The organism is Janthinobacterium sp. MP5059B (genome assembly GCF_001758645.1).
Taxonomy (GTDB): domain Bacteria; phylum Pseudomonadota; class Gammaproteobacteria; order Burkholderiales; family Burkholderiaceae_D; genus Janthinobacterium; species Janthinobacterium lividum.
Map to the genome: position 1 here is coordinate 33416 of NZ_LRHX01000021.1, position 14718 is coordinate 48133.

General features: G+C 63.9%; 7 protein-coding genes. 4 read left to right on the forward strand and 3 right to left on the reverse strand.

Features of this window, described 5'->3' with window-relative positions:
* Position 1: 1 nt before the first annotated feature.
* Both JAB1_RS25700 and JAB1_RS25705 read right to left on the reverse strand, forming a co-directional pair.
* Complete coding sequence (locus JAB1_RS25700) at positions 2–3166, reverse strand: efflux RND transporter permease subunit (RefSeq protein ID WP_070282349.1); 3165 nt, start codon at positions 3164–3166, stop codon at positions 2–4.
* Between the two features lie 15 nt (positions 3167–3181).
* Entirely contained in the window at positions 3182–4390 is a 1209-nt protein-coding gene (locus tag JAB1_RS25705) for an efflux RND transporter periplasmic adaptor subunit (protein ID WP_052140403.1), read from the reverse strand.
* Positions 4391–4812: 422 nt separating this feature from the next.
* Here JAB1_RS25705 and JAB1_RS25710 point away from each other — a divergent pair, with 422 nt between their 5' ends.
* Together JAB1_RS25710 and JAB1_RS25715 are read left to right on the forward strand one after the other, a co-directional pair.
* Entirely contained in the window at positions 4813–6324 is a 1512-nt protein-coding gene (locus JAB1_RS25710; protein ID WP_083299993.1) for an ATPase domain-containing protein, read from the forward strand.
* A gap of 7 nt (positions 6325–6331) precedes the next feature.
* A complete protein-coding gene (locus tag JAB1_RS25715; RefSeq protein ID WP_070282351.1) occupies positions 6332–7882 on the forward strand; it encodes an ATP-binding protein in 1551 nt (516 codons plus the stop codon).
* Positions 7883–7885: 3 nt separating this feature from the next.
* On the opposite strand, the gene JAB1_RS25720 is transcribed toward JAB1_RS25715, so the two are convergent.
* Positions 7886–9772 (reverse strand): MFS transporter, encoded by a 1887-nt coding sequence (locus JAB1_RS25720; RefSeq protein ID WP_070282353.1) that lies wholly within the window; start codon positions 9770–9772, stop codon positions 7886–7888.
* Between the two features lie 245 nt (positions 9773–10017).
* Here JAB1_RS25720 and JAB1_RS25725 point away from each other — a divergent pair, with 245 nt between their 5' ends.
* The gene (locus tag JAB1_RS25725; protein WP_083299995.1) at positions 10018–13230 is read left to right on the forward strand and encodes a DUF2339 domain-containing protein; all 3213 of its coding nucleotides are present in this window, start codon (positions 10018–10020) and stop codon (positions 13228–13230) included.
* Positions 13227–14684, forward strand: coding sequence for a DUF3999 family protein (locus JAB1_RS25730; protein ID WP_070282356.1), 1458 nt, complete (start codon positions 13227–13229; stop codon positions 14682–14684). The genes JAB1_RS25725 and JAB1_RS25730 overlap by 4 nt, the downstream gene beginning before the upstream one ends.
* Positions 14685–14718 lie beyond the last annotated feature (34 nt).

The window sequence follows — 14718 nt, forward strand, 5'->3', positions numbered from 1 at the left end:
ATTAATGTGCATCCTTGGAAAGCGTGACGGCTGGCGAACCAGGCGTCGCCGGCGTGGTTGGCGCGTCCGACTTCGAGAAGAAGCCGCGCACCAGCACGAAGAACACCGGCACGAAGAAGATACCGAGGAACGTGGCCGTCAACATACCGCCCAGCACGCCGATACCGATGGCGTTCTGGCTGCCGGAACCGGCGCCGCTGGAAATGGCCAGTGGCAACACGCCCAGGCCGAAGGCAATCGAAGTCATCAGGATCGGACGCAGACGCAGACGCACGGCGTGCAAGGTCGCGTCCAGCAGCGACATGCCCGATTCCTGCATTTCCTTGGCAAACTCGACGATCAGAATCGCATTCTTCGCCGACAGGCCCACCACCGTGAGCAAGCCCACCTGGAAGTACACGTCGTTCGACAGGCCGAACATCCACGTACCGAGCACGGCGCCAATCACACCCAGCGGTACCACCAGCAGCACGGAGAATGGAATCGACCAGCTCTCATACAGCGCGGCCAGGCACAGGAACACGATCAGCAGGGACAGCGCGTACAGCTGCGGCGTCTGCGAACCGGATTCGCGCTCTTCCAGCGACACGCCGGTCCAGCTGAAGCCGATGCCAGGCGGCAGCTTGGCCACCATTTCTTCCATCGCGTTCATGGCGGCACCCGTGCTTTGGCCCGGCGCCGGCGTACCCAGGATCTCTACCGACGGCAAGCCGTTGTAGCGTTCCAGGCGTGGCGACGCGTAAATCCACTTGCCGGTGGCGAAGGCCGAGAACGGCACCATCTGGCCAGCGGTATTGCGCACGAACCACTTGTTCAAGTCTTCCGGCAGCATGCGCGAACTGGCGTCACCCTGGATGAATACTTTCTTCACGCGGCCACGGTCGAGGAAGTCGTTCACATACGAACTACCCCAGCCGACGCTCAGCACGCGGTTGATTTCCGAGATCTGCAAGCCCAGCGCCGTTGCCTTCTGCTGGTCGATGTCGATCTTGTACTGCGGCGTATCTTCCTGGCCGTTCGGGCGCACGCCGACCATGGCCGGATTCTGCGACGCCATGCCCAGCAACTGGTTACGCGCCGCCATCAGGGCGTCATGGCCGACACCGCCGATATCCTGCAGCTGCATGTCGAAACCGGTGGCGTTACCCAGTTCCAGCACGGCAGGCGGTGCAAACGTAAACACCATCGCATCCTTGATCTGCAACAACTTGCCCATGGCGCGGCCCGCTACTGCCGGCGCTTTTTGCGCCACGTCCTTGCGCAGCGACCAGTCTTTCAGGCGCACGAAGGCGATACCCGTATTCTGGCCATTACCGCCGAAGCTGAAACCGGCCACGGCAAACACGGAAGCGACGTTATCTTTCTCGCTGTTCATGAAGTGGTCTTCGACCTGCTCGATCACTTTCAGGGTGCGCTCTTGCGTGGCGCCCGTCGGCAATTGAATCTGCGTAAACAGGATGCCCTGGTCTTCTTCCGGCAGGAACGACGTTGGCAAGCGCATGAAGATGAACACCAGGCCGGCCAGCAACAGCACATACAGCAGCATCGAGCGGGCGCGGTGCGTAATCATGGCGCCAACCAGGCCCTGGTACTTGTTGCTGCTGCTATCGAAGCTGCGGTTGAACCAGCCGAAGAAACCCTTGTTGGTCGCGTGATGGCCCTTTTCGACCGGTTTCAGCAAGGTGGCGCACAAGGCTGGCGTAAAGACCAGCGCGACGACGACGGACAGCACCATCGACGAGACGATCGTGATCGAGAACTGGCGGTAAATCACGCCCGTCGAACCGCCAAAGAAGGCCATCGGCACGAACACGGCCGACAGCACCATGGCGATACCGACCAGCGCGCCCGTGATCTGCGTCATGGACTTGCGCGTCGCCTCCAGCGGCGACAAGCCCTCTTCGCTCATCACGCGCTCGACGTTTTCCACCACCACGATCGCATCATCGACCAGCAAACCGATGGCCAGCACCATGGCGAACATGGTGAGGGTATTGATCGAGTAACCGAATGCATTCAGGATGCCGAAGGTACCCAGCAGCACGACCGGCACGGCCATGGTCGGGATCAGGGTAGCGCGGAAGTTCTGCAGGAACAGATACATCACCAGGAAGACCAGGATGACCGCTTCGACCAGGGTTTTGACCACTTCTTCGATGGACAGTTTCACGAACGGGGTCGTGTCGAACGCCACCTGGTAGCTCATGCCTTCAGGGAACTGCTTGCTCAGGTTGCCCAGCATGGCTTTCGCCGCATTGGCCGTATCGAGCGCGTTGGCGCCCGTCGCCAGCTTGATCGCCACGCCGGTTGCCGCATGGCCGTTGTAGCGGGCCACGGTGTTGTAGTTCTCGCGGCCCAGCTCCATGGTGGCCACATCCTTCAGGTGCACCATGGCGCCGTCGGTCGTGGTTTTCAGCAAGATGGCACCGAACTGCTCCACCGTTTGCAAACGGCTTTGCGCCGACACGGTAGCGTTCAGCTGCTGGCCCTTGATGGACGGCGTGCCGCCCAGTTCACCGGCCGACACTTCCGCATTCTGCGCCTGCACGGCCGTGATCACGTCCGCCGGGGTCAGGTTAAAACTTTGCAGCTTGGCCGGATTGAGCCAGATACGCATGGCGTACTGCGAACCGAACAGCGTCACATCGCCCACGCCGGCAACACGGCTCAATGGGTCGACGACGTTGGCGGCCACATAGTCGCTCAAGTCGGTCTGGTCCATCTTGCCGTTTTCGGAAATGAAGCCGAACACCATCAGGAAGTTCTTGGTGGCCTTCGACACGACGAGACCCTGTTGCGTGACAGCCGTCGGCAGCAGTGGCGTGGCCAGCTGCAGCTTGTTCTGTACCTGCACCTGGGCGATGTCGGGATTGGTACCGCTGGTAAACGTCAGCGTAATGCTGATGCCGCCAGTGGCGTCGCTCGACGAAGCCATGTAGCGCAAGCCGTCGATACCCTTCATCTTTTGTTCGATGACCTGGGTGACGGCGTCTTCCACGGTCTTGGCGGAGGCGCCAGGATAGGAGCCGCTGATCGAAATCGACGGCGGAGCAATACTCGGGTACTGCGCGATCGGCAGGCTGAGGATCGAAATCACGCCGGCAAGCATGATGACGATCGCGACCACCCAGGCAAAAATCGGGCGGTCAATGAAAAAACGGGCCATTAATATTCTCCTGAATTAGTGGGCGCTGGCAGCCGATGCTGCGGCAGAGGCGGCAGCGGCAGGCGCGGCAGGCGCCTTGGCCGGCACGGCAACGGCTGGTGCGCCTGGCTTGACTTTTTGCAAGCCTTCCACGATCACGCGATCGCCTGCGGCCAGGCCGGACGTCACCAGCCAGTCGTTGCCGACCGTACCGCTGGTGGTCAGCACGCGTTGCTCGACCTTGTTTTCCTTGTTCAGGATCAGGGCCGTTGCCTGGCCCTTCTGGTTGCGCGTCACGCCCACTTGCGGCACGGTGATGGCTTTTTCATCGACGCCCGTTTCCAGCTGGGCACGTACGTACATGCCTGGCAGCAATTCGCCTTTCGGGTTCGGGAACAGCGCGCGCAAGACCACGTTGCCGGTGGTCGGATCGACCGTCACGCCAGCGAACTGCAGCTTGCCCGGTTCGCTGTACTTGCTGCCATCCGGCAAGATCAGGTCGACCTTGGCCTGGCCTTCGCCCACTTTTTTCAGCGAACCGTCGGCCATCTGGCGCTTCAGGCGCAGCAAATCCGTGCTCGACTGTGTCACGTCGACATAGATCGGATCGAGTTGCTGCACGGTGGTCAGTGCTTCCGCCTGGCCCGCCGTGACCAGCGCGCCGGCCGTCACGGTCGAGCGGCTAGTGCGGCCGCTGATCGGCGCCGTCACGGTGCTGTATTTCAGGTTGATATTCGCCGATTCCAGCGCCGCTGTGGCGGACTCGACGTCTGCCTTGGCTTGCTCGAACGCCGCGACGGCGTCATCGTATTCCTGGCGGCTCACGCCTTCGATGGCGACCAGTTCCTTGTAGCGCGACGCTTTCGGACCAGCCGTCAGCAGGTTGGCCTTGGCTTTCGACAAGGCGGCCTTGGCCGAATTGTAGGCCGCCTGGTAGGTGGCCGAATCGATCTGGTACAGGGCCGTGCCTGCTTTCACATCGCTGCCTTCGACGAACAGGCGCTTCTGGATCAAACCACCGACTTGCGGGCGCACATCGGCGACCTGGTAGGCATTCGTGCGGCCGGGCAGTTCGGCGCTCATCGGCAACGCGGCCGGATTAACAGTAAACACGACCACCTGTGGCGCTTGCTGCGCGTGAGGTGCTTCCTGTTTTTTACTGCAGCCGGCCATGATTACAGTGGCGCACAGAACGGCAATAGCGCCGCTCGTACGCGGCGACGTCAGGGAAAAAGTTGGTTGCATCTTGGACTTTCTGAAAAAGAAGCTGGCTAGTGTCGTTAGAAATGACTAAATTTATTAACGCAGATCAAAGAATGAACGATCATTCTAAAATCGTCAAGCATCGTTACAATTGAAACATAGTAACTATCAAGCGAATTAAATTATCAATGAGCAATAAAATGAGGACAGCGACAGCGTCTGCACGTCAGCCAATTGGAACAGGGAGCTGGCGGACGGCGGCAAAACGGCAATGCGGGAAAGTTGGATTGAATGAATACTGTAGCAGGGTAATGCGTTTTTTGCTGAAGCCTTGATCGCGCGCGCAACACTGCCCCACGCGCGGCCGCCGGCCGCCATGAATATTTACCAATGGTATCGAAAAGACATGCCGCGGCGAACGCGCTAGTATAGTCTCCACAGCGTGGCAAAGCGGGGGCGCAAAGATGACAGCACAGGCGCGAAAAACACGGCGGCAGGATGGCGCCAGCGGCCCGGACACGCCGCCACTGCTGTCGACCGGCGTCGACGGCCTCGATGCCATCCTCTCGGGCGGCTTGCTGGCCGAGCGCCTGTACCTGGTCGAAGGCGTCCCCGGCACGGGCAAGACCACCCTGGCGCTGCAATTTCTGGCCGAAGGCGCGCGCAGCGGCGTGCCCGTGCTGTATATCGCCCTGGCGGAATCCGAAATCGAACTGCGCGGCGCGGCCCTGTCGCATGGCTGGGACCTGGCCGGCATCGCCATCGAAGAAGTGGCGCCCAACGACGACATCCTCGACCCCGAGCGCCAGTACACCATCTTCCACCCGTCGGAAATCGAACTGGCATCGACCAACCAGCGCATCCTCGCCGCCATCGAAAAGCACCGCCCTGCCCGCCTGGTGCTCGACTCGCTGTCCGAACTGCAACTACTGGCGGAGAACCCCCTGCGCTACCGGCGCCAGGTCGTGGCATTGAAACAATACCTGGCCAGCCGGCACTGCACCACCCTGCTGATCGATGACCGTTCCGCGGTGGACGACGGCTTGCAAGTGCGTAGCGTGGCCCACTGCGTCATTTCCCTGGAGCTGCAAAACCAGGATTATGGCAATGACCGGCGCCGCGTGCGGGTGGTGAAATACCGGGGCGTGCCGTTTCGCAGCGGCACCCACGACTACAAGATCGCCCATGACGGCCTGCTCGTCTTTCCGCGCCTGGTGGCGGCCGACACGCGCCGCGATGGCGACCATCGGCGCCTGTCGAGCGGCGTGCCCGAACTCGACACCATGATAGGGGGCGGCCTGGAAGAAGGCATGAGCACGCTCATTTCCGGCCCGGCCGGCAGCGGCAAGTCCACCCTGGCGGCGCAATTCGTGCACGCGGCCACGGCGCGCGGCGAATCGTGCGCCATGTTCCTGTTCGAGGAAGCGCGCAGCAAGCTGCTGAGCCGGGCCGACAACGTGGGCATGCGCCTGCAGGCGGCGCTCGACTCCGGCCTGCTGAGCGCACAGCAGATCGATCCGGCCGAGCTGACCCCGGGAGAGTTCGCCCAGGCCGTGGTCGACGCGGCAGAACGGGGCGCCCGGGTCATCGTCATCGATAGCCTGAACGGCTACATGCACGCGGTGCCCGACGAGCGCTTCCAGAGCACCTACCTGCATGAACTGCTCAATTACCTGGGCCAGCGCGGCGTGGCCACCCTGCTCGTCGGCGTGCAGCAAAACATGCTGGGCACCGCAATGACGACCTCGGCCGACGCCAGCTACCTGGCCGACGGCGTCATCATGCTGCGCTATTACGAAACGGAAGGCGAGGTGCGGCAAGCCATTTCCGTCTTCAAGAAGCGCGGCAGCGCGCACGAGCGCAGCATCCGCCGCTTCGAGATCAGTCCGCAGGGCATCCGCATCGGCCCGGCCCTGGCCGGCTTTCACGGCATCCTGTCCGGCTTGCCCACCGTCGGCGGCACGCCCTTCCCCTAGGAATGCCATGGAGCAGCGTATCCTGATCTACGCGCCTGGCGGCCAGGACGCCTCCCTGACCACCAGGGTACTCGCCAGCGTAGCCATCGCCAGCCACGCCTGCCGCTCCGCCGGCGAGCTGGCCGAGCAGCTGGCGCTGGGCGCCGGCGGCGTGCTGACGGTGGACGAGGCCTTGCATGCAGGCGTCTACGCCGTGCTCGACACCTACACCCGCCAGCAGCCGGACTGGTCCGATTTGCCCATCATCCTGCTGACGCATGCGGGACTCGATTCCCTGCCCTTGCGGCAAGCCGTCGCCACCCTGGGCAACCTGACCCTGCTGGAACGCCCCGTGCACATATTGACCCTGATCACCTCGGCCCACGCCATGCTGCGCGCGCGCCAGCGCCAGTACCAGGTGCGCGAGACGCAGCGGCGCAAGGACGAATTCCTTGCCAGCCTCGGACATGAACTGCGCAATCCGCTGGCGCCCATCAAGACTTCGGTGGCCCTGCTCAAGCACCTGTATCCGGCCTCGGAGCAGGTCAGCAAGATCAGCGGCGTGATCGAGCGCCAGGTGACGCATCTGACGCGGCTGGTGGATGACTTGCTCAACGTGGCGCGCATCACCAGCGGCAAGGTACTGCTGCAGCGCGAAAATATTGAATTACAGCAAGTACTCGACCATGTAATCGAACTGTGCCAGCCCGCGGCCGACAGCCGGCACATCAGCATCACGCAGGCGTTGCCGACGCTTGCCATCACGCTGCACGCCGACTATGCCAGGGTGGTGCAGATCTTTGCCAATATCGTTTTGAATGCCGTGAAGTTCACGCCGGAGGGCGGCCGCATCCACATCACGGTGCGCCTGGGACAGGGGCAGCTGCAGGTGACGGTCGAAGACAATGGCATCGGCATCGAGCCGGACGCCATCCCGCGCATCTTTTCCATGTTCGAACAGGGACGCACGGTGGAAGGCCAGATGGCCAGCGGCCTGGGCATCGGCTTGAGCCTGGCGCGCCAATTTGCCGAGATGCATGGCGGCAGCATCGACGCGTACAGCGACGGCCCCGGCCGCGGCAGCCGCTTCATCGTCACCTTGCCGGCCAGCGCCGGCGACGCCCAGACAGCCACCCCGCCCACCCCGGCGGCGGCCGGCAGCGAGGCGCCCACCGGCGCGGACCCGCCCGTGCAAGTGCTGGTAGTGGATGACAACCTCGATGCGGCCGATTCCTTGCAAAGCCTGTTCCAGCTCGAAGGTTATGCCGCCAAGGTCGCGTATGGCGGCGCGCAGGCGCTGGCGGCCGTCGAGATGGCCTGGCCACAACTGATCGTGATGGACCTGGGCATGCCGGACATGGATGGCTACGAAGCGGCACGCCAGATACGCCAGCGTGCGCAGGGACGCGAAGTGCTGCTGGTCGCCTTGACGGGCTGGGGCCAGGGCGAGGCGCGCTCACGCACGGAACAAGCCGGTTTCGACCATCACCTGACGAAACCGGTGGACTTCGCCGCCATCGCCGCCCTGCTGGAACAGCACCTGGCGCGGCGGACGGGGACAGCTACGCGGACAAAATAGCGTTTATTTCCACTTGCCGCGCAATTCCTGCACCTTTTGCTGCAGCAATTCCGGCGTGGCGGCCTCGGGCGCCACGGGCATGCCCACGGCCAGCGACAAACGCGAGCGCAAGCCCGCCTTGAAAGCGCGCTCGAACAAATGGCCATTGCGATGGCTCAGCAGATGCCCCCACAAGCCGCGCAGCGCCAGCGGAATCACGGGTACCTTGCTGCGCTCGACGATCTTGGCGATGCCGCCCTTGAATTCGCTGATCTGGCCCGTGCGCGTCAGCTTGCCTTCCGGGAAGATGCACACCAGCTCGCCTTCGTGCAGCGCTTGCGCGATATCGATGAAAGCCTTTTCCATGAGAAACGGGTCTTCCTTGGCCGGCGCGATGGGGATGGCCTTGGCCGTGCGGAAGATCCAGCCCATCAGCGGCATCTTGAAGATGCGGTGGTCCATGACGAAACGGATGGGGCGCGGACTGGCCGCCATGATGACGATGGCGTCGACATAGCTGACGTGGTTGCATACCAGCACGGCCGCCCCTTCCGTCGGGATGCGCTCGCCATCGACGACTTTGACGCGGTGCACGGTCTGGATGAGTATCCACGCGAGGAAACGCATGAGGAATTCCGGCACCAGCGAGAAAATGTAGGCGGCCACCAGCGCGTTCAGGATGGCCGTGACGAGGAACAATTCCGGAATCGTAAACCCCTGGCCCAGCAGCACGATAGCCACGCCGGCGGCCGCCACCATGAACAGGGCGTTCAGGATATTCATGCCGGCGATCGTGCGCGAAATGTGCTTGGGGTCGCAGCGCGTCTGGATCAGGGCGAACAGGGGCACGATGAAGAAGCCGCCAAAGACGCCGATCATGACGATGTCGAGCAAGATGCGCGGCACGCCCGCCTGGCTGACGAAAGCCAGCGCATCGACCACTTGCGTATTCGCATACGCATTGCTGGCGAAATACAGGTCGATGCCGAACAGCGACAGGCCGATGGAACCGAACGGCACCAGGCCGATCTCGATCTTGTGGCCGGACAAGCGTTCGCACAGCAAGGAACCCGTGCCGATGCCGACGGAAAACACGGTCAGCAGCAGCACGAAGACGCTGTGGTCGCCATGCAGGAAATCCTTCGAGTACACGGGAAACTGCGCCAGGATCAGGGCGCCATAGAACCAGAACCAGGAATTGCCCAGCATGGCCAGGAAGACGGGACGGTTCTTGCGCGAAAAATTCAGGTTGCGGAACGATTCGGCAACAAAGTTCAAACTCACCTTCAAGTCCGGCTCCGGCGCCGGCGTGCGCGGCACGCGGTAGCTGGCGACCAGGCCGAAGACGGCCACGGCGATGGTGGCGCCGGCCACCAGTTCCACGCCCAGCGGCTTGTGCACGATCAGCACGGCACCGAGGATTTCGCCCAATAAAATGCCGACAAAGGTGCCCATCTCGATCAGGCCATTGCCGCCAACCAGTTCTTCCGGTTTGAGCTGCTGCGGCAGGTACGCATACTTGACGGGGCCGAACAGGGTCGAATGCACGCCCATGCCCACCACGGCCGCCACCAGCAGCCACAGGGTATGCGTCATCCAGCCGGCGGCGGCCACGGCCATGATGGCCAGCTCCATCCATTTCACGAAACGGGCCAGGCCCGCCTTTTCAAACTTGTCGGCCAGCTGGCCCGCCGTGGCTGAAAACACGACGTAGGGCAGGATGAACAGGCCGGGAATCAGGTTGGTGATGGTGGACGGATCGAGCGTGGTCCAGCTCAGCGCATCGTAGGCGAGGATCACCATCAAGGCCGTCTTGAACAGATTGTCGTTGAAGGCGCCAAAGAACTGGGTCCAGAAGAAGGGCCCGAAACGGCGCTGCGACAATAAGGAAAACTGGCTGCTTTGACTCATGGCATGGGGAACTGGCAATTAAGGAATTGCTAAAATACAGCACTATCATGCGCACGACAATGTGAATGTCGACATCTTGCTTAGCGTCAATATGGAAAACGGCATGCCGCGTCATGCTCGCCTTGCCGCTCCATGCGCTGGCTGGCACTTACCCTGACACAACAGAAATCGCTTGTTTCTTGATAATAAGGTAATGTGTGCATACCGCTGGCGCCCCTGCCCGCCCCTTCCGGAAAGCCGCCTCCATGTCTGGATTCACATCATTGACCATCCTGGCCTTGCTGGTCACCGCCTTCGTGCTCGTGCTGCAGCACCGCAGGAAAGTAGCGGATCTGGAGTTGCTGACGGCGCGCTTGCGCAAGGAAGTTGACAGTATCCAGCAGCGCCTGCGGGCGCTGGAAGGCCAGGCCGAAGGGCCTGCGGCTACGTCCGTCGTTGCCGTAGCACCCGCCGAGCCCGCCAACGTGGCGCCGGTGGCCGTGCCGGCGCCCCTACCGCCGCCCACGCCCAGCCCCGTGCCGCAGGCGGCCGCGCTCAAGGTGGCCGAGGTGGCGCAGGCCGCGCCGGCAGCAGCTCCCGCACCCGCCGCGCCCGAGCCGCCAAAACCAGCCCCGCCGATTCCAGCCCGGCCCGCTCCTGCCGTCCCCAACACCCCTTCCTGGATCGCGCACCCGGACGGCCTCGGTGCCAAGGCAAAGAACTGGCTATTCACCGGCAACCTGGTTGCCAAGCTGGGCTTGCTGATCCTCTTCCTCGGCGTCAGCTTCCTGCTCAAGTACGTGTCGGCGCAGGTCACGCTGCCCATCGAACTGCGCCTGGCCGGCATCGCGCTGGCCGATATTGCCCTGCTGGCCTGGGCCTGGCGCATCCGCCTCAGCCGTCCCGGCATCAGTCTGCCGCTGCAGGGCACGGCGCTGGCGATATTGATGCTGGTGACGTTTGGCGCCTTCCGCCTGTATGAACTGATCCCGGCCGGCCTGGCGTTTGCCGTGCTGTTCGTGCTGACGGCGTTCACGTGTTTGCTGGCCGTGCTGCAAAACGCCGTCTGGCTGGCCGTGTTCGGCATCGTCGGCGGTTTTGCCGTGCCCCTGCTCGTGTCGACGGGCAGCGGCAACCATATCGGCCTGTTCAGCTATTACGCGCTGCTCAATGCGGGCGTCTTCGCCATCGCCCTGAAACGCGCCTGGCGCGTCCTGAATGTGCTGAGCTTTGGCTTTACCTTCGTCGTCGCCACCACCTGGGGCCTGCTGCGCTACACGCCCGAGCACTACCTGTCGACGCAGCTGTTCCTGATCCTGTTCGTGCTGTTCTATATCGGCATCGCCATCGCCTACTGCGCGCGCCAGGCGCCGCGCCTCAAGCATTACGTGGATGGCACCCTCGTCTTTGGCACGCCGCTGGCGGCCATGGGCTTGCAATACGGCCTGGTCCAGCACTTTCACTTCGGCCTGGCCTTTTCCGCGCTGATTGCCGGCCTGGGCTACACGGGACTGGCCGTGGCGCTGTGGCGCCGCGCAGGTTTCAAACTGCTGGCCGAAGCCTTCCTCGCGCTGGGCATCGTCTTCGGCACCCTGGCCATCCCGTTCGCCCTCGACGGCCGCTGGACCTCCGCCGCCTGGGCGCTGGAAGGCGCGGGCATCGTCTGGGTCGGCTTGCGCCAGCGCCAGACACTGGCCTGGGCCTTCGGCCTGCTGGTGCAGGGGGCCGCCTGGATTGCCTTCCTGATCGCCATGCAGGAACTCGATACGGCTGCGGCCCTGCACGCCAACATCTGGCTCGGCTGCGCGCTGCTGGCCGCCGCCGCGCTGGTGATGGCCTACAATTTCCGCCGCCACGCCGGCCATTTGCATCCGGAGTTCATGAGCAGCCTGTCCGTGCTGTTCCTGACGGCCGCCGCAGCCTGGCTGCTGGGCGGCATCTGGAGCGAAATCCTGCTGCGCACGGATGCCACCACGCAATTGAACCTGCTCACCGTCAGCGCGCTGGCTGTGGCCGCCTTGCTGGCGGCGCTGGCGCGGCGCGAACAATGGCATGCGCCGCGCGCGCTGCTGCTGGCCGTGCAGGTGCTGGCCGGCATGGTCATGCTCAGCCGCGCCAGCTGGGCCTGGGACCAGCACCCGGCCAGCCTGTTCGACGGTTCCTTCCTCAGCGCGCTGCTGCTGGGCGCCGCCGCCTTTGCCAGCGCCCGTTTCCTTGCGCTGCGCGCGCGCGGCGGCGACGAACTGCTGGCCCTGGCAGCGCGCCCCCTGCTGGTCTGGAGCGGCTTGCTGTGGTTTGCCGCCATCCTCGTGCCGCTCGTCAGCTGGCTGCTGCGCCTGATCGACGGCGATCCGAGCATGCAGCCGCACGCGGGCGAGCACTGGCTGGCCCTGTACCTGGTCGCCGTGTGCGTCACGACGCCCGCGTTCGCCATCCTGGCGCGGCGCCTCGATTGGCCGCAATTGCGCTGGTTCACCGTCGCCACCTGGCTCGGTCTGGGCTTGTGGAGCGCCAACATGCTGCTGGCGCTGTACCTGCGCGATTATCTGCCGACCGGCTTGAGCTGGCTGGCGCTGGCCAGCGCCCTGGCGGCCGGCGAATACCTGCTGCTGGCCTGGCCGCAAGCGGGCTGGCAACTCGGCCTGCGGGCGCAGCGCCTGCTGCATACGCTGCGCACTGCCGCGCCATGGCTGATGCTGTGGCCGGTCGGCGCCATGCATGTCAACGCCTGGCTGGCACAGCATGAAGACCGCGTCAGCCCGGCCTGGGCCCGCTACTTGCCGGCCTGGGCCATGATGCTGGTGCTGGCCTTGCTGATCCGCCGCTGCCGCGCGGGCGCCTGGCCGGTGGCGCCGATTGCAGAGTGGTACCAGCGCACCTTGATACCGCTGGGCGCACTCTGGTCGCTGCTGCTGATTGCCGCCTGGAATATCTTCGACGATGGCGCCATGGCCCCGCTGCCCTACTTGCCGCTGCTCAATCCGCTGGACTTGAGCACGGGCTTTGCCATCCTGCTGGCCATTGCCAGCTACCGCCTGCTGCCGGCGAAGCAGTTGCCCCTGCCTGCCTTGTGGCAAGCACGTCTGCCTGCCGTGGCCGCCTGCTGCATGTATGTGTGGTTCAACCTGATGCTGCTGCGCACGGTATCGCACTATGTCGGCGTGCCGTACACCTTTGACGCCATGCTGGCCTCGCAATTCGTGCAAGCGATGCTGTCGCTGGTATGGAGCATCACGGCCCTGCTGCTGATGCGCCACGCGGCGCGCCATCAACGGCGCCAGCAATGGAGCATGGGCGCTGTGCTGTTGGGACTGGTTGTCTTGAAACTGTTCCTGATCGATCTGTCGAACGTGGGCGGCATCGAACGCATCATCTCCTTTGTCGGTGTCGGCTTGCTGATGGTCTTGATCGGCTACCTGGCGCCTTTCCCCAAGGCTGCCGCGCCAGCGCCAGCTGAACCGCAACAAGGAGCAGCATGAAACACTCATTGATCTGCTGCAGCCTGCTGCTGGCAGGCGCCGCGCTGGCCGCCCCTGGCCAGGACAGGCCACAGGACTACGGCTGGAGCATGCCGGTGACCGTGCCGGCCGGCGCGGGCATCGTCAAGCTGGCATTGCCCAGGGAAGTCTACCTGCACGCCAGCTCGGCCAGCCTGGCCGACGTGCGGCTGTTCGATGCCGACGGCAAGCGCCTGGCCTATGCCATCGGCGCGCCGCCGGCTCAATCGGCGACGCAGCGGACAGCCATTCCCGTCCGCATTTTCCCCGTGGCGGGCGCGCCGGCAACTGGCGATGGCTTGCAAGGCATCGACATCCGCACGGCGGACGATGGCCGCTTGCTGTCGGTCAGCACCCGCGCCGGCACGGCAGCGGCCACGGCGGCGCTGCAAGCGCTGATACTCGACCTGGGCAAGCAGACGCAAGACAGGCGCATCGCCGCCTTGCGCTTCACGCCACCGGAGCGCACGCAAAATTACAGTGCGCAAGTACTGCTGGAAGTGAGCGACGACCTGAAGCAATGGGATGCCATCGGCACCACCACCTTGAATTGGCTCAGCAACAGTGACACGCAAACCCTGGCCAACGACAGCATCGCTTTTGCGCCGCGTGCTTTCCGCTACGCGCGCCTGAGCTGGCAGGAAGGCCAGCCGCTGGTGTTTGCATCGATTGCGGCGCAAGCCGTCAGCGAAACCGAGGCGGCGCCGCCACGCGCGAGCATCGTGCTGCGCGGTGCGCCAGGCAAACTTGCTGGCGATTGGGCGTATGCCACGCCGATCGCCATTCCCGCCGACAGCATTGCGCTGCAATTCAAGGAGCGCAATGTGGTGCTGCCCGTCACGCTGGGCGTGTATCGCCAAAATAACTATGTGCCGCAGCGCCGCCTGTCCCTGCACCGGCAAACGCGACCGGCAAATGGCGAATATTTTGAGCCGCTGCTGACCACCAGCTTTTACCGCATCAGCGAGGCTGGCAAGGAACGCGTCTCCGGCGACCTGGCCATGCCCGTGGTGCAGACCACGCAATGGGTGCTGCGGCCCGAGTCGCAAAGTACGGCGATGCCGACCAGCGCGCCGCTATTGCGCCTTGGCTGGACGCCGGAAACGCTGGTGTTCCTGGCCGGCGGCAAGGGGCCATATCATCTGGTGTTCGGCAAAGCCGATGCGCAACCGGTGGCGCAGCCGCTGTCGCAGGTGGCACCAGGCTATCGCGACGGCGAACTGCAGGCGCTGCCGATTGCCACATTGGGTGCGTTGACGGCACGCGCTGGCGCAAGCGACGCCGCGCCGGCACCGGCTGGCACCAGTGCGCCATGGCGCCTGGCCGCGCTATGGGCGGCCCTGCTGCTAGGCGTAAGCGTGCTGGGCTTTTTTGCCTGGCGTTTGCTGACGCAGATGAAAGAGGAACAAGGCAGTACCGACAAGCAGCAACATTAGCCGGTTGGCCGCGATATGGCTGCCCGATATGGCT

What these genes read in the sequence shown, in the direction of transcription:
- JAB1_RS25700 (WP_070282349.1), bottom strand. Translation starts at nt 3,166, where the DNA reads ATGGCCCGTTTTTTCATTGACCGCCCGATTTTTGCCTGGGTGGTCGCG.
- JAB1_RS25705 (WP_052140403.1), bottom strand. Translation starts at nt 4,390, where the DNA reads ATGCAACCAACTTTTTCCCTGACGTCGCCGCGTACGAGCGGCGCTATT.
- JAB1_RS25710 (WP_083299993.1), top strand. Translation starts at nt 4,813, where the DNA reads ATGACAGCACAGGCGCGAAAAACACGGCGGCAGGATGGCGCCAGCGGC.
- JAB1_RS25715 (WP_070282351.1), top strand. Translation starts at nt 6,332, where the DNA reads ATGGAGCAGCGTATCCTGATCTACGCGCCTGGCGGCCAGGACGCCTCC.
- JAB1_RS25720 (WP_070282353.1), bottom strand. Translation starts at nt 9,772, where the DNA reads ATGAGTCAAAGCAGCCAGTTTTCCTTATTGTCGCAGCGCCGTTTCGGG.
- JAB1_RS25725 (WP_083299995.1), top strand. Translation starts at nt 10,018, where the DNA reads ATGTCTGGATTCACATCATTGACCATCCTGGCCTTGCTGGTCACCGCC.
- JAB1_RS25730 (WP_070282356.1), top strand. Translation starts at nt 13,227, where the DNA reads ATGAAACACTCATTGATCTGCTGCAGCCTGCTGCTGGCAGGCGCCGCG.